Annotated in this window: 20 protein-coding genes and 1 tRNA gene; 8 read left to right on the forward strand and 13 right to left on the reverse strand. The window is 64.8% G+C overall.

Annotated features, from left to right (window positions below; genetic code table 11):
• Positions 1 to 156: 156 nt before the first annotated feature.
• On the reverse strand, positions 157 to 2,070 hold the full coding sequence (gene thiC, locus AC6LKD_RS29395) for a phosphomethylpyrimidine synthase ThiC (RefSeq protein WP_013396649.1): 1,914 nt from the start codon (positions 2,068 to 2,070) through the stop codon (positions 157 to 159).
• A gap of 370 nt (positions 2,071 to 2,440) precedes the next feature.
• Here thiC and AC6LKD_RS29400 point away from each other — a divergent pair, with 370 nt between their 5' ends.
• Positions 2,441 to 3,001, forward strand: a complete 561-nt coding sequence (locus AC6LKD_RS29400; protein ID WP_013396648.1) for a SecDF P1 head subdomain-containing protein — start codon at positions 2,441 to 2,443, stop codon at positions 2,999 to 3,001.
• Between the two features lie 107 nt (positions 3,002 to 3,108).
• Here the strand turns inward: AC6LKD_RS29400 and nadS are convergent, their stop codons facing one another.
• The 3 genes from nadS to AC6LKD_RS29415 all read right to left on the reverse strand — a co-directional run bounded on the left by nadS (position 3,109) and on the right by AC6LKD_RS29415 (position 4,347).
• The gene (gene nadS / locus AC6LKD_RS29405) at positions 3,109 to 3,399 is read right to left on the reverse strand and encodes a NadS family protein (RefSeq protein WP_498118231.1); all 291 of its coding nucleotides are present in this window, start codon (positions 3,397 to 3,399) and stop codon (positions 3,109 to 3,111) included.
• Position 3,400: 1 nt separating this feature from the next.
• On the reverse strand, positions 3,401 to 3,712 hold the full coding sequence (locus AC6LKD_RS29410) for a type II toxin-antitoxin system RelE/ParE family toxin (protein ID WP_492273996.1): 312 nt from the start codon (positions 3,710 to 3,712) through the stop codon (positions 3,401 to 3,403).
• Positions 3,713 to 3,894: 182 nt separating this feature from the next.
• The gene (locus AC6LKD_RS29415) at positions 3,895 to 4,347 is read right to left on the reverse strand and encodes a helix-turn-helix domain-containing protein (protein ID WP_207469978.1); all 453 of its coding nucleotides are present in this window, start codon (positions 4,345 to 4,347) and stop codon (positions 3,895 to 3,897) included.
• A 79-nt stretch (positions 4,348 to 4,426) separates the two neighbouring features.
• Between AC6LKD_RS29415 and AC6LKD_RS29420 the strand changes: the two genes are divergently transcribed.
• Positions 4,427 to 5,101 carry a response regulator transcription factor gene (locus AC6LKD_RS29420; protein WP_013396644.1) on the forward strand — a complete coding sequence of 225 codons (675 nt, stop codon included), beginning with the start codon at positions 4,427 to 4,429 and terminating at the stop codon, positions 5,099 to 5,101.
• A gap of 4 nt (positions 5,102 to 5,105) precedes the next feature.
• On the opposite strand, the gene proB is transcribed toward AC6LKD_RS29420, so the two are convergent.
• From proB to AC6LKD_RS29445, 5 genes are all read right to left on the reverse strand, one after another.
• Positions 5,106 to 6,242 (reverse strand): glutamate 5-kinase, encoded by a 1,137-nt coding sequence (gene proB / locus AC6LKD_RS29425; RefSeq protein WP_013396643.1) that lies wholly within the window; start codon positions 6,240 to 6,242, stop codon positions 5,106 to 5,108.
• A 57-nt stretch (positions 6,243 to 6,299) separates the two neighbouring features.
• The gene (obgE, locus tag AC6LKD_RS29430; protein WP_013396642.1) at positions 6,300 to 7,436 is read right to left on the reverse strand and encodes a GTPase ObgE; all 1,137 of its coding nucleotides are present in this window, start codon (positions 7,434 to 7,436) and stop codon (positions 6,300 to 6,302) included.
• Between the two features lie 189 nt (positions 7,437 to 7,625).
• Positions 7,626 to 7,886: a 50S ribosomal protein L27 gene (rpmA, locus tag AC6LKD_RS29435; protein WP_006216229.1), complete on the reverse strand. Its 261-nt coding sequence runs from the start codon at positions 7,884 to 7,886 to the stop codon at positions 7,626 to 7,628.
• 34 nt (positions 7,887 to 7,920) lie between these two features.
• Positions 7,921 to 8,232: a 50S ribosomal protein L21 gene (gene rplU, locus AC6LKD_RS29440; RefSeq protein WP_006216228.1), complete on the reverse strand. Its 312-nt coding sequence runs from the start codon at positions 8,230 to 8,232 to the stop codon at positions 7,921 to 7,923.
• 311 nt (positions 8,233 to 8,543) lie between these two features.
• On the reverse strand, positions 8,544 to 9,302 hold the full coding sequence (locus tag AC6LKD_RS29445) for an IclR family transcriptional regulator (protein ID WP_492273997.1): 759 nt from the start codon (positions 9,300 to 9,302) through the stop codon (positions 8,544 to 8,546).
• A gap of 103 nt (positions 9,303 to 9,405) precedes the next feature.
• On the opposite strand from AC6LKD_RS29445, the gene AC6LKD_RS29450 reads away from it, so the two are divergent.
• The 4 genes from AC6LKD_RS29450 (at position 9,406) to AC6LKD_RS29465 (ending at position 14,230) form a co-directional block, all read left to right on the forward strand.
• Complete coding sequence (locus AC6LKD_RS29450) at positions 9,406 to 10,575, forward strand: fumarylacetoacetate hydrolase family protein (protein WP_498118232.1); 1,170 nt, start codon at positions 9,406 to 9,408, stop codon at positions 10,573 to 10,575.
• Positions 10,576 to 10,770: 195 nt separating this feature from the next.
• Entirely contained in the window at positions 10,771 to 11,736 is a 966-nt protein-coding gene (gene ispB / locus AC6LKD_RS29455; RefSeq protein ID WP_041654444.1) for an octaprenyl diphosphate synthase, read from the forward strand.
• 118 nt (positions 11,737 to 11,854) lie between these two features.
• Positions 11,855 to 11,931, forward strand: a tRNA-Pro gene (locus tag AC6LKD_RS29460).
• A gap of 160 nt (positions 11,932 to 12,091) precedes the next feature.
• Positions 12,092 to 14,230 carry a laminin G domain-containing metallophosphoesterase family protein gene (locus tag AC6LKD_RS29465; RefSeq protein ID WP_498118233.1) on the forward strand — a complete coding sequence of 713 codons (2,139 nt, stop codon included), beginning with the start codon at positions 12,092 to 12,094 and terminating at the stop codon, positions 14,228 to 14,230.
• A 32-nt stretch (positions 14,231 to 14,262) separates the two neighbouring features.
• On the opposite strand, the gene AC6LKD_RS29470 is transcribed toward AC6LKD_RS29465, so the two are convergent.
• From AC6LKD_RS29470 to AC6LKD_RS29485, 4 genes are all read right to left on the reverse strand, one after another.
• Entirely contained in the window at positions 14,263 to 15,846 is a 1,584-nt protein-coding gene (locus tag AC6LKD_RS29470) for a sulfatase-like hydrolase/transferase (protein WP_498118234.1), read from the reverse strand.
• Positions 15,847 to 15,850: 4 nt separating this feature from the next.
• A complete protein-coding gene (locus AC6LKD_RS29475; protein ID WP_498118235.1) occupies positions 15,851 to 16,687 on the reverse strand; it encodes a Bug family tripartite tricarboxylate transporter substrate binding protein in 837 nt (278 codons plus the stop codon).
• Between the two features lie 172 nt (positions 16,688 to 16,859).
• Complete coding sequence (locus AC6LKD_RS29480; protein WP_049797877.1) at positions 16,860 to 17,291, reverse strand: MarR family winged helix-turn-helix transcriptional regulator; 432 nt, start codon at positions 17,289 to 17,291, stop codon at positions 16,860 to 16,862.
• A gap of 293 nt (positions 17,292 to 17,584) precedes the next feature.
• Positions 17,585 to 18,559 (reverse strand): LysR family transcriptional regulator, encoded by a 975-nt coding sequence (locus AC6LKD_RS29485; RefSeq protein WP_498118236.1) that lies wholly within the window; start codon positions 18,557 to 18,559, stop codon positions 17,585 to 17,587.
• 124 nt (positions 18,560 to 18,683) lie between these two features.
• On the opposite strand from AC6LKD_RS29485, the gene AC6LKD_RS29490 reads away from it, so the two are divergent.
• On the forward strand, positions 18,684 to 19,652 hold the full coding sequence (locus AC6LKD_RS29490; protein ID WP_498118237.1) for a Bug family tripartite tricarboxylate transporter substrate binding protein: 969 nt from the start codon (positions 18,684 to 18,686) through the stop codon (positions 19,650 to 19,652).
• Entirely contained in the window at positions 19,649 to 21,175 is a 1,527-nt protein-coding gene (locus AC6LKD_RS29495; RefSeq protein ID WP_498118239.1) for a sulfatase-like hydrolase/transferase, read from the forward strand. The genes AC6LKD_RS29490 and AC6LKD_RS29495 overlap by 4 nt, the downstream gene beginning before the upstream one ends.
• The last annotated feature ends 87 nt before the right edge of the window (positions 21,176 to 21,262 follow it).

The raw sequence follows: 21,262 nt of genomic DNA on the forward strand, positions 1-21,262 counted from the left end.
GCCCGAGGGAATCCGTAGGAGTCGCCGAAGGCGAGGACGAGGATGACGATGGGGCAGTCCGGAGCGAAGGCTCCGGACCGCAATCGTTGCCCCGCCCATGGCAGACCCCCGACGCGACAGGCGTCTTAAGAACCAACACCCGTCACAAGGTCGAAATCACTGCCGATGATAAACCTCGGCCCCTTTCTTAACGAACTCAATCGACTTCTCCTCCATCCCCTTCTGCAACGCATCCTTCTCGCTAACCCCCTGAGCCGCCGCATAATCCCGTACGTCCTGGGTGATCTTCATTGAGCAGAAATGCGGCCCGCACATCGAGCAGAAGTGCGCCACCTTCATCGAATCCTTCGGCAGTGTCTCGTCGTGGAATTCCTTGGCGGTGTCCGGATCCAGTCCCAGGTTGAACTGGTCGTCCCAGCGGAACTCGAAGCGCGCCTTGGACAGCGCGTTGTCTCGGATCGCCGCGCCCGGGTGGCCCTTGGCCAGATCCGCCGCGTGGGCCGCGATCTTGTACGTGATGATGCCGTCCTTCACGTCCTTCTTGTTCGGCAGGCCCAGGTGCTCCTTCGGCGTCACATAACAGAGCATTGCCGTGCCGTACCAGCCGATCAGCGCTGCGCCGATGCCGGAAGTGATGTGGTCGTAGCCCGGCGCGATGTCGGTGGTCAGGGGGCCCAGCGTGTAGAACGGCGCCTCATGGCAGTGTTCCAGCTGCAGCTCCATGTTCTCCTTGATCATCTGCATCGGCACGTGGCCCGGGCCTTCGATCATGACCTGCACATCATGCTTCCACGCCACCTGCGTCAGCTCGCCCAGCGTCTTGAGCTCGGCGAATTGCGCCTCGTCGTTGGCGTCGTAGCCCGAACCCGGGCGCAGGCCGTCGCCCAGCGAGAAGCTGACGTCGTAGGCCTTCATGATTTCGCAGATTTCCTCGAAGCGCTCGTACAGGAAGCTTTCCTTGTGATGCGCCAGGCACCACTTCGCCATGATCGATCCGCCGCGCGAGACGATGCCGGTCATGCGGTCGGCCGTCATGGGGATGAACGGCAGGCGCACGCCCGCGTGGATGGTGAAGTAGTCAACGCCTTGTTCGGCCTGCTCGATCAGCGTGTCGCGGAAGATCTCCCAGGTCAGGTCCTCGGCCTTGCCGTCGACCTTCTCCAGCGCCTGATAGATCGGCACGGTGCCGATGGGCACGGGCGAGTTGCGGATGATCCATTCGCGCGTTTCGTGGATGTGCTTGCCGGTGGACAAGTCCATGACCGTGTCGCCGCCCCAGCGGATCGCCCACGTCATCTTTTCCACTTCTTCACCGATGCCAGAGCTGACTGCCGAGTTGCCGATGTTGGCGTTGATCTTCACCAGGAAATTGCGGCCGATGGCCATCGGCTCCACTTCCGGGTGGTTGATGTTGGCCGGAATGATGGCGCGGCCGCGCGCGATCTCGTCGCGCACGAACTCGGGCGTGATGGCGGCGGGAATGGCGGCGCCGAACGATTGGCCCGGGTGCTGGCGCAGCAGGCGCTTGACCATCTTTTCGCCATCGGGGCCGCTGTCGCGCAGCGTCTGCAGATAGTGCTCGCGGCGCAGGCTTTCGCGGATCGCCACGTATTCCATTTCCGGCGTGATGATGCCGCGGCGGGCGTAATGCATCTGCGAGACGTTGGCGCCGGACTTGGCGCGGCGCGGCGGACGTTGCAGGTCGAAGCGCATGGCCGTCAGCTTGGGATCGGTCAGGCGTTCCTTGCCGTAGTCGCTGGTGGGGCCGGACAGCACTTCCGTATCGCCGCGCTCTTCGATCCAGCCGCGGCGCAGTTCGGGCAGGCCGCGGCGGATGTCGATCTTGGCTTCCGGGTCGGTGTAGGGGCCGCTGCAGTCATAGACGGTCAGGGGCGGGTTCTTCTCGCCGCCGAACATCGTCGGCGTGTCGTCCTGTTCGATTTCGCGGAACGGCACGCGGATGTCGGGGCGCGAGCCCACTTCATACACGCGGCGGGATTTGGGCAGCGGTGCGACGGCCGCCGCGTCGACTTCGGCGGTAGCGGCCAGGAATTTGGGATTGGCGTTCATGGAAAGCTCCAAGCGAGTGGTTGGAGCCGATCGGGAAGGAACTCCCGCCACGCGCGCAAAGACGCATGGCGGGAATACGGCTCCCAGCATCGGCATTATCCGTACTGGTACGAAGGGACTCTCTCAACACGTCCTGCCCTGTAGGCGGGACGAGTACCCCTGCGCGAAACCGAAGTATAGAGGCTGGCGCGCGTTCCGACGAATCGCGCGGCTGCTGCGCCGCCAAGACCGGTGCAGGCCGAAGCTGGTATTACCGCTTTACAATTGGATTCAGACTGGGGCGACACTGTCATTCAGGTTCGGTACACTTTTCCCATTACCGGCCATGGAGAAGTGGCCTGGTCTTAGTCCACTTAAGAAGGAATCGAGCATGCAACTGACCCTACGCAAATTGGCGCCCGCCCTGGTAGTCGTGACGTTGGCGCTAGCGGGTTGCAAGACCGCCCCGACTAAGACGTCTGGCGACACCGCCACGCCGCAAGCTGGCCAAGAGACGACCAAGCCCGCCGCCGCGGCCTCCGTGGACTTCTATTTGGCGCAGAAGCAGCCCGGCGCCGGCATGCGCGAAATCGCGCTACCCGACGGCAAGCTCTACATGCAGTCCGTGCCTGTCCTGACGCGCGCCGACCTCACCGACGCCGCCGCGCTGGTCGACCGCCAAGGTCAGAACTTCGTCGGCCTGCGCTTCTCGGAAGCCGGCGCCCGCAAGCTCAATGACGTCAGCACCAAGAACGTCGGCAACATGCTGGCGCTCGTGATCGACCAGGAACTGGTCGCCGCCCCGCTCATCGGCGAACCGCTGAACCGCGGCGTCCTCGCCTTCGGCGTGGCCTCGGCCCAGGCCGCCTCCGAAATCGCCGCCAAGATCCGCGGCGACGCTGCCACGCCGCCGGCTGGCGGCGCCGCCCCGGCGCCCGCTGCCAAGCCCTGAGCGAAGCAAGCGAAAAAAAGCCCGGCCTGTGCCGGGCTTTTTTACGGACACGCGCGAAGCGCGCGGGAGGGCGATGGGGGGGCAGCGTCTCGCACGGCCCCATGCGTCTAACGATGCAAGGTGCGTATTGCGATCTCAGGCGCGTTGGCCACGACTTTCAGCAGCGCGGCGGCGGGTCCGGTAGGAACTCGGCGTCTCTGCTCCCAGTTTTGCAAAGTGCGAACGCTGACCTGCAATGCCGCCGCAAATTCGGCCTGAGACAGCTTGGTCTGTTCGCGCACCTGCTTTACATCCAAAGGATCAAGCTTGGATGCCCGCGAGGGGCGTGTTTCGCCCTTGCGTATCGCTGCGGCCTCTTTGAGGCTTGCCTTCAAATCGGCGAACAACTGCTTGTCCATTTCACAGATCCTTTACCAGCGCTCGCAGTTCAGCGATTTCCGCCGGGCTCAAGTTGTCCCGTACGCTCTTGGGGTAGGCCAGCAGCATCAGAATCTGGTCGTCATCGGTGAGCCAGTAATAGATCACCCGTAGCCCGCCGCTTTTGCCTATGCCCGGCCGAGCGTAGCGCATCTTCCGAATTCCGCCTCCACCAGGAATCACATTGCCGCATGCTGGATCCTCCAGCAGCATTTGCTGCAATTCTCGATAGCCATCATCTGGGAGCAGGGATGTGACTTGCCTGGTAAAGACGCTGGTTTCGATGAAAACCATGATCGCATTGTACGCCAATGGCGTAGGTGAAACAGCACGGGGGACCGCCAGCGGCGGCGCGGAGAGGCGCCGACGAATGTACGTGCTTTACCGGGAGATTGGGTGGCTAGCGCGCGATTTCTGTCACTGGCATGCGCGTGGCGAAAGCATGCTCGGGAGGGGCGAGGAAAGATGGCCTGCGATCAACCCGGCTTGCGGCCGCGCGTCTTCGTGCCGCGGCGGAGCAGGATGGTCTTTTCGATATAGGCCTGCGTGATCGATTCAAGGATCAGGCGATCGTCAGCCGTGAGCGATTCGAACTGCGAAGGCGAAATATTCGGGAAGGGCCAGGGCGCCATCGGACGCGGCCGGCCGCCGGGGCGCGGCGCGGGTTCGGCCACGCCAGGTGCGGGCAGGGTGTTGCTGAGGTCGTAGCCTTCCACGGGGAGTTCCATGGGGCCTTTGCCGGTTTCCAGCCATTCGACCTCGATCTTCAGGACTTGCGCCAGCTTGCGGGCCGAACGGCTTGAATGCCGCAAGTCGCTTTCGTAGCTGCCGATGGCACTTTGCGAAATGCGCGCCAGACGGGCGAGATCCTTCTGCGTGTGGCCACGCAGCAGGCGCGCATGCTTCAGTCGGTCTGAGAATGTTTTCACACCGGCGATTGAAGCTTGCTGGTCACGCGCTTTGGTGGTTATAAATATTACTTAAGTGATATTTATCAAAGGTGAGCGCATGGAGCAACGAGGCAGCGTCTTCGTCGTACGGCTCGACGAAACGGCGGGCGAGGATTTCGCCGAGGCCTTGCGTCTGTTGCGTTGGCAGGCCCGGGTCTTCGATACGTCCGCCGGGGTATTGGAACACTTGCAGGCCCAGGCGGCTGATGCCCTGGTACTTTTGGGAGGTATCAAGGGCGTGCCGGCTCTCATCGCCATGTTGCGCCGTGCGGCGCCAGCCGCGGCGGTGCTGTGGCATGCTGCGGCGGCCAGCGCGTCCGACCGCATCGCCGCGCTGGATGCGGGCGCGGACGTCTGTATGTCCGCAGACAGGGACGTGCTGGAATGGGATGCCCTGCTGCGCAATCTGCACCGGCGCGCGCCGGCCGTTGCCCTGCCTTGGCGGCTCGACCCGCACGCTGGCGCGCTGGCCGGGCCTGCTGGCGAGTACCTGCCGTTGACGGTAACGGAGCGCGCTTTTTTTGTCCGCTTATTGAACGCGCCGGGCTACTGCCTGCGCCGGGAATGCTTCTTTCCCGCCGGCACGCGCAAATCCCTGGATGGGGCGCGGCGGGTGGATGTGCTGTTGTCGCGGCTGCGCAGCAAGGCGCGCCGTCTCAATATCGACCTGCCCGTGCTCGCGGTGCGCGGATGGGGCTACATCCTGCTGCCCGAGGGCGCCGCGAGAGGGTAGGGCTTCAGAGTACTACCAGGTTGTCTCGGTGCATGAGCTCGGGTTCGGTCATGCTGCCCAGGATGCGCGCAATCTGCGACGAAGGCTGGCGCAGGATGCGGCGGGTATCGGCCGATGAGTAATTGATCAGGCCCCGGGCGCATTCGCGGCCTTGGCCATCCACGCAGGCGACCACATCGCCGCGGCCGAACTCGCCGTCTACCTCGGTCACGCCGATGGGCAGCAGGCTCTTGCCCTCGCGCAGTAGCGCCTGCACGGCGCCGTCGTCCAGCACCACGCGTCCGCGCAGGCGCAGGTGGTCGGCCAGCCATTGCTTGCGCGCGGACCACACAGGTAGCACGGCGCGCAATTCGCTGCCGATGCACTCGCCCTGGGCCAGGCGCGTGAGCACGTTGCGTTCGTGGCCCGACGCGATCACGGTATGCGCGCCGCTATGCGCCGCGCGCTTGGCCGCCAGCACCTTGGTCAGCATGCCACCGGTGCCGATGCCGCTGCCGGCGCCGCCAGCCATGGCTTCCAGCGCCGGGTCGCCGGCCTGGGCGTGCGACATGAACTTGGCCTCGGGATTCTTGCGCGGGTCGGAGTCATACAGGCCGCGCTGGTCCGTCAGGATGATCAGCGTGTCGGCTTCGATCAAATTGGTGACCAGCGCGCCCAGGGTGTCGTTGTCGCCCAGCCGGATTTCGTCGGTGACCACCGTGTCGTTTTCGTTCACGATCGGCACCACGCCCAGGCGCAGCAGCGCGAACAGCGTGCTGCGCGCGTTCAGGTAGCGGTGGCGGTCGGCCAGGTCTTCGTGGGTCAGCAGGATCTGGGCGGTGCGCAGGCCGTACTCGGCGAAAGCCGCCTCATAGGCCTGGCACAGGCCCATCTGGCCCACGGCCGCGGCGGCCTGCAGTTCGTGCATGACCGAGGGACGTTTACGCCAGCCCAGGCGCGCCATGCCTTCCGCGATGGCGCCGCTGGAGACCAGCACGATCTGCTTGCCCTGCTTGTGCAGGGCGGCGATCTGCGCGGCCCAGTGCGCCACGGCGGCGCGGTCCAGGCCGCGGCCTTCATTGGTGACCAGCGACGAGCCGACTTTGGCGACGAGGCGCTGGGCGTTGGTGACGACGGAAACGGCGGGTGTTTCAGCAGACATGATGGCGGCCGGCTGCGGCGATAAAAAAGGCGTAATCGTAAGGACTGCGATTATGGCTTATTCGTCGTCGCCGCGCGGCGCGGGCCGCTGGTCGGCAGTCGAGCGCTTGTCGTCGAAGCGCGGGTCCGGCGCGACATAGTCGGCTTCGGCCTGATCTTGCGACAGGTATTCCTTTTCGCGCTCGGCGTCCAGGTAGTCCTGCAGCGCGTAGATCAGGTCTTGCGTGCCTTCGCCCGACAGGCCGGAAATGCCGAACACCGGGCCCTTCCAGTCGTAGAGTTCAAGGAAGCGGCGCTTGGTGTCCTCGGGATCGGGCACCATGTCCAGCTTGTTCAGCACCAGCCAGCGCGGCTTGGCGGCCAGTTCCGGATCGTAGCGGCGCAGTTCCTCGACGATGGCGCGCGCGTCCACCACGGCTTGCTCGACCGGATCCGCATCGGGATCCGGGGTGGACACATCAACCAGGTGCAGCAGCACGCGGGTACGCGCCAGGTGGCGCAGGAACAGGTGGCCCAGGCCGGCGCCTTCGGAGGCGCCTTCGATCAGGCCGGGAATGTCGGCCACGACGAAGCTGCGCGACGGCGAGGTGCGCACCACGCCCAGGTTGGGGTGCAGCGTGGTGAAGGGGTAGTCCGCGATCTTCGGCTTCGCATTGGAAATGCGGGTGATCAGCGTGGACTTGCCGGCGTTGGGCAGGCCGAGCAGGCCTACGTCCGCCAGCACCTTCAATTCCATGCGCAGGTAGCGGTGCTCGCCTTCCTTGCCGGGCGTCCACTGGCGCGGTGCGCGGTTTACGCTGGACTTGAAATGGATGTTGCCCATGCCGCCCTGGCCGCCAGCGGCCAGCACGACTTTTTGTTCGTGCTGGTTCAGGTCGAACAGGACTTCGCCGGTTTCGGCGTCATGGATGATGGTGCCCACCGGCACGCGCAGCGTGATGTCGGGAGCGGCCGCGCCGTACTGGTCCGAGCCGCGGCCGTTTTCGCCGTTCTTGGCGCGGTGCAGACGCGCGTAGCGGTAGTCGATCAGCGTGTTGATGTTGCGATCGGCCACCGCGAAGATGGTACCGCCGCGTCCACCGTCGCCGCCGTCCGGGCCGCCTCGGGGAATGAATTTTTCGCGGCGAAAGCTCGCCACGCCATTGCCGCCTTTGCCGGCGACGACTTCGATGGTGGCTTCGTCTACGAATTTCATGATGTCCGCGCGTGTAGTGAGTAGTGGGGCGCACGCCCGTCATCGGGCGCCGCCGGGAGGCTGGGGCCGGAACCTTCCGGCTGCTGCCTGAAATCAAAAAAGCTTAAAACAAAAAAGCCCTGCCGCATGCGACAGGGCTTTTGCCGTTCTGAAACGCGGCGAACCGCGTTGCTGACCGTGCTTGTCCGATTACTCGGCAGCGACGATCGAAACGGTCTGCTTGTTCAACGCGCCCTTGAAGCCGAATTGAACCTTGCCGTCGATCAGCGCGAACAGGGTGTGATCCTTGCCCATGCCGACGTTCACGCCAGCGTGGAAGCGCGTGCCGCGCTGACGCACGATGATCGAACCAGCGGGAATCAATTCGCCGCCGAATGCCTTGACGCCCAGACGCTTCGATTCTGAGTCGCGTCCGTTCCGCGTAGAGCCGCCGCCCTTTTTCTGTGCCATGTTTAGCTCCTGCTAAGTGGTACCGAGTCGCTTCTTAAGCCGTGATGGCTTCGATGCGGATTTCGGTGTAGTTCTGACGGTGGCCCTGACGCTTCTGATAGTGCTTGCGACGGCGCATCTTGAAGATCTTGACCTTGTCGTGGCGGCCTTGCGCAAGAACCGTTGCCTTGACCACGGCGCCGGAGACGAGGGGCGTGCCAACTTTCAGCTGGTCGCCTTCGCCCACGGACAACACTTGGTCCAGGGTGATTTCTTGCCCAATGTCTGCCGGTATCTGTTCTATCTTGAGTTTTTCGCCAGCGGCAACGCGATACTGCTTGCCACCGGTTTTTACGACCGCGTACATGGGGTGTTCCTTAAATAGGTAAATGGGTTCATCCGCGCTGCCTGCCCTGCTGGGCGGGACTGCCGCTCTGGCGGGACACTTTTTTCCATCTGGCGCCAGAGTCTGGCGGAAAGAAAGAAGGCCTTGATGCTTGAGGAAGATCCAAAACCGGATTAGACCGGGTCTGAAGCCTACCTCTGCACCCAGAGGGGTGACGCAAATGCAACCGACGTAATTCGGGCATTGCTGACCGAATCCGGAATATTAGCCCGGGACTTTCGGAAAGTCAAAAAGCTGTTGCAGGCTAAGGGCTTAGGTGTGGCGTGCGCGCTTCAAGTGCCGGGGATCACCCGCAGGGCGATGTCGCGCGCCACCAGCCGGATTCCGTCGATCACGTCACGGCGGTGCGCGTCGTCCAGCCGGTCGGTGGGGATGGAGGTGCTCACGGCCACCCGCTTGCCCAGCGGCGTCATGCCAACGTAGGCGGCAAAGCAGACCAGGCCGGTCGCCACTTCCTCCAGGTCCTGCGCCAGTCCGGTGCCACGCACCTGTTCCAGCTCCTGGTCGAGCGCGGCGCGGGTGGCGAGGCTGCGCTCGGTGACACGCGGCAACACCGCAGGCACGCAGGCGGCCAGCTCTTGCGGCGGCAGGCTGGCGAGCAAAGCCTTGCCCAGCGCGCAGGCGTGCGCGGGCAGTCGCAGGCCCAGGTCCGACACCAGCCGCACCGGGCGGCGCGCGTCCTCGCGCGCCAGATAAACCACATCGAATCCGTCCAGCGTCGCCAACTGCACCACTTCGTTGTGCCGCGCCACGAAGACACCAGCGGCGGCCTGGAATGCCGCTTGCAATCCGTCCTGGCGCAGATAGGCGTAGCCCAGCGCCATCAGTTCGATGCCGATGACGTAGCCGCCTTCACGGCGCTCGATCCAGCGGCGTTGCTCCAGGCAATCCAGCAGCAAGTACAGCGTGCTGCGGGCGAGCTGGCAGGATTCGGCCAGTTCCGATGCCTTGACCGGCGCGCGGCGGCTGGCGAGCACCCGCAGGATGTCGTGCGTGCGGCGGATAGCGGGGACGTCGTACTCGGAAGCCATGTTGGTTGTCCAATATATTGGACATAAATTCAGGATGTTGGACATGATAATCGAACTCTCCTAGACTGCCCCGCACATCATTCGAGCAAGGCGAGGGAGACTCATGGATCAAGCAAAGGCGCTGCCTGCCGACCTGGAGCAGGCGTTGCTGGTGGGGCGGGTGTGGCGGCCAGGGCCGGTGAATGGCCCCAGCGTGGTGGCGGTCCGCCAGGGCGAGGTGATCGACATCACGGCGGTCACGCCCACCATGGCGGACCTGCTGGACCGCCCCGACCGCGTGGCGTTGGCGGCCAGCGCCACCGGCGAGTCGCTGGGCGACGTGCGGACCCTGATGGCCGCCAGCCTGGCGGGCCAGGACGGACTGCGCCTGCTGGCGCCCTGCGACCTGCAACCCGTCAAGGCGGCGGGCGTCACCTTCGCCATCAGCCTGCTGGAACGGATGATCGAGGAAGAAGCGGGCGGCGACGCCAGCCGCGCCGAGGAAATCCGCGTCCGCATGCAGGCCCTGATCGGGTCCGACCTGTCCCGCCTGCGTCCGGGCTCGCCGGAAGCGGCCAAACTGAAGGCCGAACTGACCGAGCGGGGCCAGTGGTCGCAGTACCTGGAGGTTGGCATAGGCCCGGACGCCGAGGTCTTCTCCAAGGCGCCGCCCATGGCGTCGGTGGGCACGGGGGCGCGGATCGGCGTACTGCCCGAATCCCGCTGGAACAATCCCGAACCCGAGATCGTGCTGGCGGTGGACAGCCGCGGCGAAGTCGTCGGCGCCACGCTGGGCAACGACGTCAACCTGCGCGACATCGAAGGCCGCAGCGCCTTGCTGCTGACCAAGGCCAAGGACAACAACGGTTCCTGCGCCATCGGACCCTTCATCCGCCTGTTCGACGGCGGCTACACCCTGGACAGCGTGCGCCAGGCCGACGTCTCCCTGCGCATCGAGGGCCTGGACGGCTTCGAGCTGGACGGCGTCAGCCACATGCGCGAGATCAGCCGCGACCCGCTGGATCTGGTGCGCCAGACTTGCGGCAGGCACCACCAGTATCCGGACGGTTTCATGCTGTTCCTGGGCACCATGTTCTCGCCCACCCAGGACCGCATGGGCCCGGGCACCGGCTTCACCCACAAGCTGGGCGACCGCGTCGTGATCGCCTCCGAACGCCTGGGGGCGCTGGTCAACGAAGTGCGGCTGGCCACCGAGATCGAACCCTGGACCTTCGGGGCGCGCGCGCTCTACGCCAATCTGGCCGCCCGCGGCCTGCCGCGGCGAGGATCCTGATCCGTCATCAGGCGGCACGGGGCAGGGGGGGGCGCACCGGGCGCCGCCTCTGCTGGCGATTCTGCCTGGATGACGGCTCAGGTCCGTCACTCCCCGTATAATCCTTGGTCGAATCCCCCGCCCTCTGCGGCGGGCCCAGCGGTAAGAGCCGGCACGCGTCCGCGCCACGGCTCGTTTCACTCTCCCGGATACGTCTTGAATCTCCCCGAGCTTGTTGCCCCCATTGCAGACGATATGAAAGCCGTCGACGCGGTCATCCGCGAGCGGCTGAATTCCGAAGTGGTCCTGATCCGCACGATCGGCGACTACATCATTGGAGCGGGCGGCAAGCGCATGCGGCCGGCCATGGTGCTGATGGTGGCGCGCGCGCTGGGCTACGAGGGCACGCACCACCAGTTGCTGGCCGCCGTGGTTGAGTTCATCCATACCGCCACCCTGCTGCACGACGACGTGGTCGATGAATCCGACCTGCGCCGTGGCCGCGACACCGCCAACGCGGTCTTCGGCAACGCCGCCAGCGTGCTGGTGGGCGACTACCTGTATTCGCGCTCCTTCGAGATGATGGTGGAAGCGAACTCGATGCGCGTCATGAGCATCCTGTCCGAAGCCACCACGGTGATCGCCGAGGGCGAGGTGCTGCAGCTGCTGAACGTGCACGACCCGGACGTCTCCCAGGAACGCTATCTGCAGGTCGTGCGCTACAAGACCGCCAAGCTGTTCGAGGCCGCCGCCCAGGTGGGCGCCGTGCTGGCGGGCGCTACCCCCGAGCAGGAAGCCGCTGCGGCCGCCTATGGCCGCCACGTGGGCACCGCCTTCCAATTGGTGGACGACGTGCTGGACTACAGCGGCGACGCCGCCGCCCTGGGCAAGAACGTGGGCGACGACCTGCGCGAGGGCAAGCCCACGCTGCCGCTGATCCGCGTGATGGAAGTGGGCACCCCGGAACAGCAGCAATTGATCCGCGACGCCATCAAGACCGGCGACGCCGACTTCGCCGCCGTGGCCGCCGCCATCCAGGCCACCGACGCCCTGGAGCACGCCCGCCAGGCTGCCGTGGCCGAGGCCGATCTGGCTCGCCAGGCACTTTCTGGCTACCCCATTTCCCCTTTTCTAAATTCTCTGTTAGAATTCTGCGCTTTCGCGGTGAACAGAGATCGCTAAGCGAATTAGGCGAAAAATCTGGGGTAACCCAGCAGCCTGAAACGTAGCGGTTCTTGTCAAGGCGAAGATGGTTTGGTTGCACTGAGCGCAACGAGATCAGCAGTAAGGTAGTAAGACTCGGGGCGTAGCTCAGCCTGGTAGAGTACTGCGTTCGGGACGCAGGAGTCGGAGGTTCGAATCCTCTCGCCCCGACCACTCATGTGGTCGAATTCATGAAGGTGTTTCCCGACGCCTTTGGCTGAAAGCCGGTATCGCGCAAGCGCTGCCGGCTTTTTTGCATTTGCGTGTCAGACATCGTCATTGGGCCGTCATTCCGCATCTCTAGACTCCCGCCTTTTTCGAACAGGCAGCAGAGATGAAGAAGGACAGCAAGCACGGCCAGGGTGACACGCAGATCGGGGAGCAGGCGGCGGATGCCTTGCCGCTGGCGCCCGACAACCGGCGGCGCAGTTTGTTGCGCGCCGGCTTGGGCGTGACGCTGTTGCCCATGGGCGGTAGTTTCCTGCTTAGCGGCTGCAATGGCGGCGGCGATGACGACGATGATGATGACGGCGATGGCGGCACGGGCAAGCCCCAGCCGGCCTTGGTGTCGAGCTTCGCGCTGGCGGTGCTGCCGGATACGCAGTTCTATTCGCGCTACGCCACCGACGCCGAAAACCAGCAATTCATGCGCAAGTACGGCAGCGAGCCCTACCAGGCGCAGACGCGCTGGGTGGCCGAGCACGCCAAGGCGCTCAATATTCCGTTCCTGGTCCATCTGGGCGACGTGGTCGACCAGCAGGGCAAGCCCGACCAGTGGAAGGTGGCCAGCGCCGCGATGAAGGTGCTGGAAGACGGCAAGGTGCCGTATTCGATCCTGGCGGGCAACCACGACGTGATCGTTGACCGAGATTACGTGGACGAGAGCAGCCAGTCGGCCAATACGGACGCGCAACGCGATCTGGCCAAGGAACCGTACCTGCAGCACTTCAGCGTCACGCGGGCCAAGCAGCAGGCCACCTTCGGCGGTCGCGACGCCAGCGGCTTTCACGAATACCACGTGTTCGAGGCCGAAGGACAGAAGTTCCTGGTGCTGTCGCTGTCCTGGCGCGCGTCGAATGACGCGTTGGCCTGGGCCAACCAGGTGCTGCGCGCCAATCCCACGCTGCCCGCGATCCTGGTCAACCACCAGCTGCTGAACATCGACAAGGACGGTGTCAGCCCGCTGGAAGTGCCCTACGGCAAGATGTTGTGGGACAAGCTGATCCGCGACAACGATCAGATCTTCATGACGCTCAACGGCCACTACCACGGCGCCACCCGCCTGACCAAGACCAATGCCTACGGCCACGCGGTGGAGGAGATGGTGGTGGATTACCAGATGGCCTATCAGGGCGGCAACGGCCTGATGCGTCTGTACGAGTTCGATCTTGGCAACAACGAGATCCGGGTGCTGTCGTTCTCGCCCTGGGTGCCGCAGAAGCCCAAGGACACGCTCAATGCGTTCGACCAGGCGGTGCTGACCGCGCCCAATGAGCAATTCACCATCAAGATGGACTTCGCCAGCCGCTTCTCCGGCTTCAACAAGACATTCAAGGCCGCGGCGCCCACGCATACCTCGCTGGTCGAGCAGGCCACGGCGTTGATCCTGGCCAACTACACGGATCCCGCGACCATCGAGCAAAAGCCGGCCGCCGACAGCAATGACTATCCGTTGGTGGCGGGGACGCTGGCGCACTGGCGCTTCTTCGGCGGCAAGGCCGGGCAGCCCGTCAAGGTTGGCGAAACCGTCGCGGATGCGGCCGGCCTGAACCCGGTCCGCCGCGCGGCGCTCAACATCGACGGCGTGGCGGGCGCGCAGGAAGGCGACCTGCTGTGGTCGGACGATCACCACTTCCTGTCCGCCGCGCCCGGTTCGGTGCGCTTCCTGAACACGGACAAGAACACGGCGCGCATGAGCTATTTCACCACCGATGCCGCTGCGGCGATCAACAGCGCCACGGTGCCCAACGGCTACACGGTCGAGGCCTTCCTCAAGATCGACAAGGACTGGAGCGCGCAGAAGCACGCCTGGATGAACGTGATGACGCGCGACGGCAAGCGCGGCGACTTGGCCGGGTTCACGGGCGGCGACCCGGAATCCCCGCCCCTGATCTTCGCCGTGTCCAGCCTGCGCGAGATCCAGTGGGAAGTCGTGCCGGCCGTGGCGGGCGAGCGTGGCGGCAAGACCAACTGGTCAGGCGAGATCATCGCGGACAAATGGTTCCATGTCGCGGTGGTCAACGACGCTGACACGCACGAGACCATTCTCTACATCGAGGGCGCGCCGGTATTGCGCAACGTCAGCAACGCGCCTGGCCTGGCGACGCTGGCCGCCGACATGCCCTGGGTCATCGGCGCGGGTTCGTGGGACGGCGAGCGCGCCGATGGCTTCTTCGGCAGCATCGGTGAGATCCGCATCGTGGAAAAGGCGCTCAAGCCCGCGCAGTGGCTGACCGCGCGCCGCGCCAGCTAGGCCGGCATGCGGGACGCGCGTGGCGCGTCCCGCTACCACACGCCGATCTCGATACCGTGCCGCGGCTCGATCGTGTGGCGGGAGACCACGATGTTCTCGTCGGGCACGGTTACGCTGAGCTTGCGCGTCCGCATCCATTCGAAGAGCCGTTCCTTGTGTTCCGACAGCACGCGGGACAATCCCTCGTCGCCCGCGACGTCGCGCAATTCGTCAGGATCGCGCGTCATGTCAAACAGCTGCTCGGCGTGTCCGTCCCAATAGATGTACTTCCAGTTTTCGGTGCGCACCATGTAGCCTCGGCAACGTCGGGGATCCTGGCCCAGCTCAACGCGCGCTTCGCGATAGGCGTAGTCAATCTCGCTGATGGCAGCATCCCGCCAGCCTGGGTCGCGGCCGCGGGTGTGGCCAAGCAGGGAATCGCCTTCCAGTAAATGGTTGGGTCGTTCCAGACCCAGCGCATCCATGACGGTCGGCAGGAAGTCTATGGATTCCACCAGCGCGGTTGAAGCGCTGCCGCGGCTTGCCGACGCATCGTCGTGAGGATCCACCACGATCATCGGGATGCGCACCGAAGGTTCGTGGAACAGGTCCTTGTCGCCCAGCCAATGATCGCCCAGATAATCGCCGTGGTCTGACGTGAAGACGATGAGCGTGTTCCGGTCCTGACCGGTTTCGCGCAAAGTGGCCATCAAGCGGCCGAGATGATGATCGATTTGCGAGATCAGTCCCATGTAGGGAATCTTGACTCGTGCCGCGACCTCGTCGCGTGCGAAGTTCACCGACTCGCGGTGCTTCAGATAGGCGGCGTAGACGGGGTGAGGGTTGATCAACTCCGCTTCGGATTTGACGGTCGGAATGCAATCGTCGACGCCGTACAGATCGTGGTACGGGGCGGGCGCCAGGTAAGGCCAGTGCGGCTTGATGTAGGAAAGGTGCAGGAACCAGGGCTGGTCGTCCTGCCGCCGGATATAGTCGATCGCCACGTCCGTGGTATAGGCGGTCTCGGAGTGTTGCTCCCGGACCCGCGCTGGCAAATGCACGTTGCGCATTTGCCAGCCGCTGACGCGCCTGCCCGCTGCATCGCTTGCGGACATCACGAATTCGTCCCATGGGTTCGGTCCGCCGTAGCCCGCGTTCCTGAGAAAACGCATGTAGGGATGATCGCCGCCGGGGTCCGCGTGCCCTTCGTAGCGATCCACGACTTCGAAGCCGCCCTCAAGTATCGCGGAGCCGTCCGCCGCTGGAATGCCCAGACGCCGTATCGCCTCCATGTCGGCCGCGAAATGGGTTTTTCCCGCCAGGGCCACGCGCACGCCATGCGGGCGCAGAAAGTCTCCGATGGTCTGTTCGCGGATGGACAACGGCACGAAGTTCCAGATGGCGCCATGGCTGAACATGGACCGCCCTGTGTAGAAAGACATGCGCGAAGGTCCGCAGGTGGGCGCCGCGCAGTAGGCACGGGTGAACTTCACCCCCTGGGCCGCCAGGGCGTCGATGTTCGGCGTTTTTATGGTGGGATGCCCATAGCAGCCAAGATAATCGGCGCGCAGTTGGTCGCACATGATGAAAAGAACATTCTTGATCTTGTTCATCGGCTTGCCGTGTTTGCCATCCATGCTGTTACTCCGCCTTGATTCCGGCGCTGCGAACCAGATTTCCCCAGCGCCGGGACTCGGCGGCGATAAGGTCCGAGAACTGCGCGGGATTGCCGGCGACGGGGTCTACGCCCAATGCCAGGAACCGGTCCGCAACGTCCGGTGACTTCACGGCCGTGGCAAGCTCGGCATTGAGGCGCGCGATTATTTTCGGCGACGTGCCGGAGCGCACGACGAAGCCGTCCCAGCCGCTGACGTCGAACTCCGGGTATCCCGATTCGATCATCGTGGGTACGTCCGGCAGGGCGGCAATCCGCTTGGCGCCGGTCACGGCGAGCGCGCGGACGCGGCCTGTCTGAATATGCGGAACGATGACGCTGCTGGTCACGAACATGAATTGCAGGCGTCCCTGCAACAGATCGCCCACCGCCTGCGGGAATTGGTTATAGGGCACGTGGGTTGCCAGCACGCCCGCTTGTTGCTTGAACAGTTCACCCGAAAGATGGGCCGGCGTACCGCTGCCGCCCGAGCCAAAATTGAATTCATTGGGCTTGGCCTTCAGCAGCGCGACCAATTCCGCGACCGTGCGGGCTGGAATGCTGGGATGGACGGTGAGCACATTGCAATAGCTGGTGAACTGGCCGACCGCATTCAGGTCGCGCGACAGGTCCACGGTCAGGGCCGGATAGAGCGCGGGCGCGACCGAAATGGGCTGCAGCATGGTCATGAGGGTGTAGCCGTCGGATGGCTGGCGCAGCAGTTCGCCCAGGCCTACCGTGCCGGTCGCGCCGGGCCGGTTTTCTACATACACGGATTGCCCGATATTCGTCGTCATTTTCGCGGCGACGATGCGCGTGACCACGTCAGGCGGAGTGCCTACCGAATACGGGACGATGGTTCGTATCGGCTTGGTGGGAACCCATGAATCCTGCGCGTCAGCGGCCTTGGGCAAGAGGGCTGACGCGGCGAAAGCAAATGTCGATTGCAGGGCGGAACGACGGCTCATGTTCATGATGGGTCCCTCGGGACAGTGGCTAATCCAGGTCGCTGGAATCTCGTGAATCGAACGAAGCGACATTGCGCTTGATCTTCTTCAGCACACTCATCAGGACGGTCATCTCGCTCGGAGATATTCCCGTGAGGAACCGCGCGTAGTAGTCCAGCACCGCGGGCAGCGATTCGACGAAGAGCTGACGGCCTTGCTCGGACAGGAACACATGCGTTTGCCGCTTGTCGGTCTCATGTCCGATGCGCTCGATCAGTTCATCGCGTTCCATGGCGTCGAGGATGCGGCTCAGGTTGGAGCGCTCGATCACGCTGAGGTCCGCCAGCTCCGACACGCTGTGTCCGTCGCGGTCGGCCAGGATGCTCAGGACTCGCCACATCAGGGGAGAGCAGTGATGGGCGGACAGCACGCGAGCGATGTTCCGGATATGGAAGCGGTCGATGGCCAGGAAGTAGTGCATGGGCCAATCCGTGACGTGGAATAGATCCTCCGCGTCTTTGATCGGCGCCGTCGACTTCTTGGGAACAGCTTTCAGGAGCGGCTTTATGTTCGTCATTTATGTGTGAATAATCGGTGAAAAATCACGTAATTAATTTAGGGCTGGGCATTTGCCGTGTCAAGGCGTGAGGGCGTCAGTAGTTTCACTAACAGCCGATGCGTGGAGCGGCCGTGCTGCGTCCGAAGCGCAGCTGCGCATCATGCCGAGGTTCACCGGACGGTGGAGGACGCTGGCTCGACGCCAGCCATCCTGACTTACCTCTTTGGGGATGCCGCCGCCGCGTCGGCCGCTTCCGTCCGCAGGCAGTCGATCAGATCCCGCATCCGCGGCGACAGGTCCAGGCTGTGGTGCCGCACGATGCCCAGGGGGCCGAACACGGGCGGCAGTTCGATGTCCAGGATGGCGATGTCGCCGCTGCCTGCGGGATGGCGGGCGACGCAGCGCGGCAGCAGCGACAGCAGGTCGCTATTGGCCATCAGCATCATGTTGTTCAGGGCCGAGGCCGACTCGATGCGCGAGCGCGGGTACAGGCCGTGGCGCTGCAGCAGCATGTCCAGGCCGATGCGTGCCGGGCTGCCGCGCGGCGGCATGATCCACGGGTAGGCGGCCAGCTGCGGCCAGGAGACCTGGGCCATCTCCGCCAATGGATGTCCGCTGCGCGCGCACAGGCACATGGGTTCTTCGTACAGCACTTGGGTCTGGATGTCGGGCGTGCGGACGGCGGCGCCCATGCGCGCCACCAGCAGGTCCAGCTTGCGGGTGTGCAGGTCCGGCACCAGGGCCTCCAGCGAACCCTCGCGCACCAGCACATTGACGTTGGCGGCACGTTGCTCGAAGCGCAGCAGCGCGCGCGGCACCAGGTAGGCCGCGGCCGCCGAGTTGACGCCGAGATGGATGGTTTCCACGTCGAGGTCGGGCGCGCCGGACCATTCGCCGCTCATGCGTTCCAGGTCGCCCAGCACCCAGCGCGCGTGACGGATCAGGGAGTCGCCGTGGGGAGTGGGGAAGGTGCCTTTCGGTGTCCGGTCGAACAGCCGCGCGCCCAGCATGTCTTCCAGTTCGGCAATCATGCGCGACACCGCGGGCTGGGTGGTGGCCATGCGCTGCGCCGCCATGCCGACGTTGTGGACTTCGTCCAGCAGCAGCATGAGTTGCAGGTGACGCAGGCGCAGCCGGCCGCGCAGGTACCAGCCGGACTGCAGGGACGGAACGGGATCTGGAGGGCTCATTCGCACATATCAAATATGATATGAGAATGCCAAAATATATCATTGGACTGGAATGTCCCGCTGTTTGATGATCCTTTCTAGCGAGCTGCCCGTGAATGAGGCGAGCCGCGGGATGGAGACAATCATGCTGAAACGTATATGCGGCGCCTTGGCCGCATGCAGTCTGGCCGTTCCCCTGGCGGTCTGTGCGGCCTATCCGGACCGGCCCGTCACCTTGGTCGTGCCGTCGGTGCCGGGCGGCGCCGCCGACGTGGTCGGACGCCTGGTCGCCGCGGAAATGTCCAAGCAATGGAGCGTTCCGGTCATCGTGGAAAACCGCGCGGGCGGAGCCGGCGTCATCGGCTCCCAGGCCGTGGCCCGCGCCAAGCCTGACGGCTACACCTTGCTGCTGGGGCCGGACGCTTCGTTCACGGCCGTGCCGTACCTGATGCAGGATGTGCCGTATCGCACCGGGGACTTCGCGCCGGTCGCCACGCTGGCGACCCTGCAATACGTGCTGGTGGCATCGCCCACGGCGTCGTTCAAGTCCTTGCGCGAACTGCTGGACCAGGCGCGCGCCCAGCCCGACGCCATCACTTACGCCAGCGGCGGCCCGGGTTCCACCCATCATCTGGCGATGGCGCTGTTCGAGCACGCGGCCGGCATCTCGCTCAAGCACGTGCCCTACAAGGCCGCGCCCCAGGGTTTTGTCGGCGTGATGGGCAGCCAGGTCGATCTGATGTTCATCGTCGCCAGCACCGCCGTGCCGCAGATCAAGGCCGGCAAGGTGCGGGGGCTGGCCAACGCGGGAGCTGCGCCCATCGCTGGCGCGCCCGACCTGCCGATGGTGAAGAACGAAGTAAAGGACTTCACGTTCTACAGCTGGTTCGGCTTGTTCGCGCCAGCGCAGACGCCGGCGCCGGTGCAGGCCGATTTGCAGCGCGCCGTGGCCGCTGTTTTGAAGAGTCCCGAGGTCCGGGACAAGATGCAAGCCCAGGGCATGATCGTAGGCGACCAGGACGGGCTGAGCTTGAGCGAACGCATCGCCCATGACACCCGCGTTCTCGCGCCCGTGCTTTCCGACATCAAGACCGCCATCAGCAAGCAGCAATGAAACGCCCCAACATTCTTCTCATCACGACCGACCAGCATCGCGGCGACTGCCTGGGCTTTGCGGGACGGCGCGTCAAGACGCCGCACATCGACCTCCTGGCGCGCAGCGGCACGCATTTTGCGGCCTGCATCACGCCCAACATCGTCTGCCAGCCTTCGCGCGCCTCCATGCTGACTGGCCTGCTGCCCCTGACCCATGGCGTCTGCGACAACGGCATAGACCTGGATCTGCGCACCGGCGAGGCGGGCTTTGCCGGCAGCCTGGCCGCCGCGGGCTATGACACCGGCTTCATCGGCAAGGCGCATTTTTCCACGCACCATACCTTCCAGGCCACCGGACGGCCCGAGTGCCAGTACAGCGAAGCCGGCATGGGGCCAGGCTGGGCGGGCCCATACATGGGCTTCGAGCATGTCGAGCTGGTGGTGGAGGGCCACAACTACTGGCTGCCCACGCCCTTGCCGGGCGGCCTGAACCATTCGCGCTGGCACTACGGCGACGGCTTGGGTGAGCTGCGCAACCAGCTGTACCAGACCGATCTGGGGCCGGCCAGCGGCGCGCCGCAGACCTTCAATTCCGCATTGCCGGCAGCCTGGCACAACTCTGCCTGGATCGGCGATCGCACCATCGACTACCTGCGGGAACACCGCGACCAGCCATTCTGCCTGTGGGCCTCGTTTCCCGATCCCCATCATCCCTTCGATTGCCCCGAGCCCTGGTCGCGCCTGCATCATCCCGACGAAGTCGACCTGCCGCGCCATCGCGTCACCGACTACGAACGCAGGCCCTGGTGGCACAGAGCGAGCATGGAGAGCAAGCCCATGGGCAACGCCGAGGTGCAGGCGGTGCGCCAGAACTTCTCGCGCATGCCGACACAATCCGACGAGGCGCTGCGCCGGATCATCGCCAACTACTACGGCATGATCGCGCTGGTGGATCATCAGGTGGGCCGCATCATGAAGGCCCTGAGCGAATACTGCCTGGACCAGGACACCATCGTGATCTTCACGTCCGACCACGGCGAATGGCTGGGCGATCACGGGTTGATGCTCAAGGGGCCGATGCCTTACGAAGGCGTGCTGCGCGTGGCCATGGTGGCCAGCGGCCCCGGCATCGCAGCCGGAAAGAAGGTGGAAGACCCGGTTTCCACGCTGGACCTGGCCGCGACCTTCTGCGACTACGGCGGCGCGCCGGCTCTTGGGCCGCAGCATGGCCGCAGCCTGCGCCCGCTGCTGGAAGGCCGGGATGCCCCACGCGAGTTCGCGCTGAGCGAATGGGACGTGGCGGCATCGCGCTGCGGCGTGGAGCTGAAGCTGCGCACGGTGCGCACACGCGATTGGAAGCTGACGGTGGAACTGGGTAGCGGCGCGGGCGAGATGTACTGTCTGACTGAAGACCCGGACGAGATGGACAATCTGTTCGACGATCCCGGTTATGCCGCGAAGCGGCGGGAACTGGCAGCCATGCTCGACACCCGGCCCGCCGACCAGTTGCCGGCGCGCGTACCGGCGTCCGGCATCGCCTGAACGCGCGCTGAGGACAGGACGGTTACGCCTGTTCCGTAGCCGGCAGGGCTACGGACATGAAAAAGGCCCGCCAGCGCGAAGCTGGCG

This window comes from Achromobacter sp. D7-1 (assembly GCF_059760445.1).

Coding starts and splice junctions, on each gene's coding strand:
- thiC (WP_013396649.1), bottom strand. CDS start 2,070: ATGAACGCCAATCCCAAATTCCTGGCCGCTACCGCCGAAGTCGACGCG.
- AC6LKD_RS29400 (WP_013396648.1), top strand. CDS start 2,441: ATGCAACTGACCCTACGCAAATTGGCGCCCGCCCTGGTAGTCGTGACG.
- nadS (WP_498118231.1), bottom strand. CDS start 3,399: ATGGACAAGCAGTTGTTCGCCGATTTGAAGGCAAGCCTCAAAGAGGCC.
- AC6LKD_RS29410 (WP_492273996.1), bottom strand. CDS start 3,712: ATGGTTTTCATCGAAACCAGCGTCTTTACCAGGCAAGTCACATCCCTG.
- AC6LKD_RS29420 (WP_013396644.1), top strand. CDS start 4,427: ATGGAGCAACGAGGCAGCGTCTTCGTCGTACGGCTCGACGAAACGGCG.
- proB (WP_013396643.1), bottom strand. CDS start 6,242: ATGTCTGCTGAAACACCCGCCGTTTCCGTCGTCACCAACGCCCAGCGC.
- obgE (WP_013396642.1), bottom strand. CDS start 7,436: ATGAAATTCGTAGACGAAGCCACCATCGAAGTCGTCGCCGGCAAAGGC.
- rpmA (WP_006216229.1), bottom strand. CDS start 7,886: ATGGCACAGAAAAAGGGCGGCGGCTCTACGCGGAACGGACGCGACTCA.
- rplU (WP_006216228.1), bottom strand. CDS start 8,232: ATGTACGCGGTCGTAAAAACCGGTGGCAAGCAGTATCGCGTTGCCGCT.
- AC6LKD_RS29445 (WP_492273997.1), bottom strand. CDS start 9,302: ATGGCTTCCGAGTACGACGTCCCCGCTATCCGCCGCACGCACGACATC.
- AC6LKD_RS29450 (WP_498118232.1), top strand. CDS start 9,406: ATGGATCAAGCAAAGGCGCTGCCTGCCGACCTGGAGCAGGCGTTGCTG.
- AC6LKD_RS29465 (WP_498118233.1), top strand. CDS start 12,092: ATGAAGAAGGACAGCAAGCACGGCCAGGGTGACACGCAGATCGGGGAG.
- AC6LKD_RS29470 (WP_498118234.1), bottom strand. CDS start 15,846: ATGGATGGCAAACACGGCAAGCCGATGAACAAGATCAAGAATGTTCTT.
- AC6LKD_RS29480 (WP_049797877.1), bottom strand. CDS start 17,291: ATGCACTACTTCCTGGCCATCGACCGCTTCCATATCCGGAACATCGCT.
- AC6LKD_RS29485 (WP_498118236.1), bottom strand. CDS start 18,559: ATGAGCCCTCCAGATCCCGTTCCGTCCCTGCAGTCCGGCTGGTACCTG.
- AC6LKD_RS29490 (WP_498118237.1), top strand. CDS start 18,684: ATGCTGAAACGTATATGCGGCGCCTTGGCCGCATGCAGTCTGGCCGTT.
- AC6LKD_RS29495 (WP_498118239.1), top strand. CDS start 19,649: ATGAAACGCCCCAACATTCTTCTCATCACGACCGACCAGCATCGCGGC.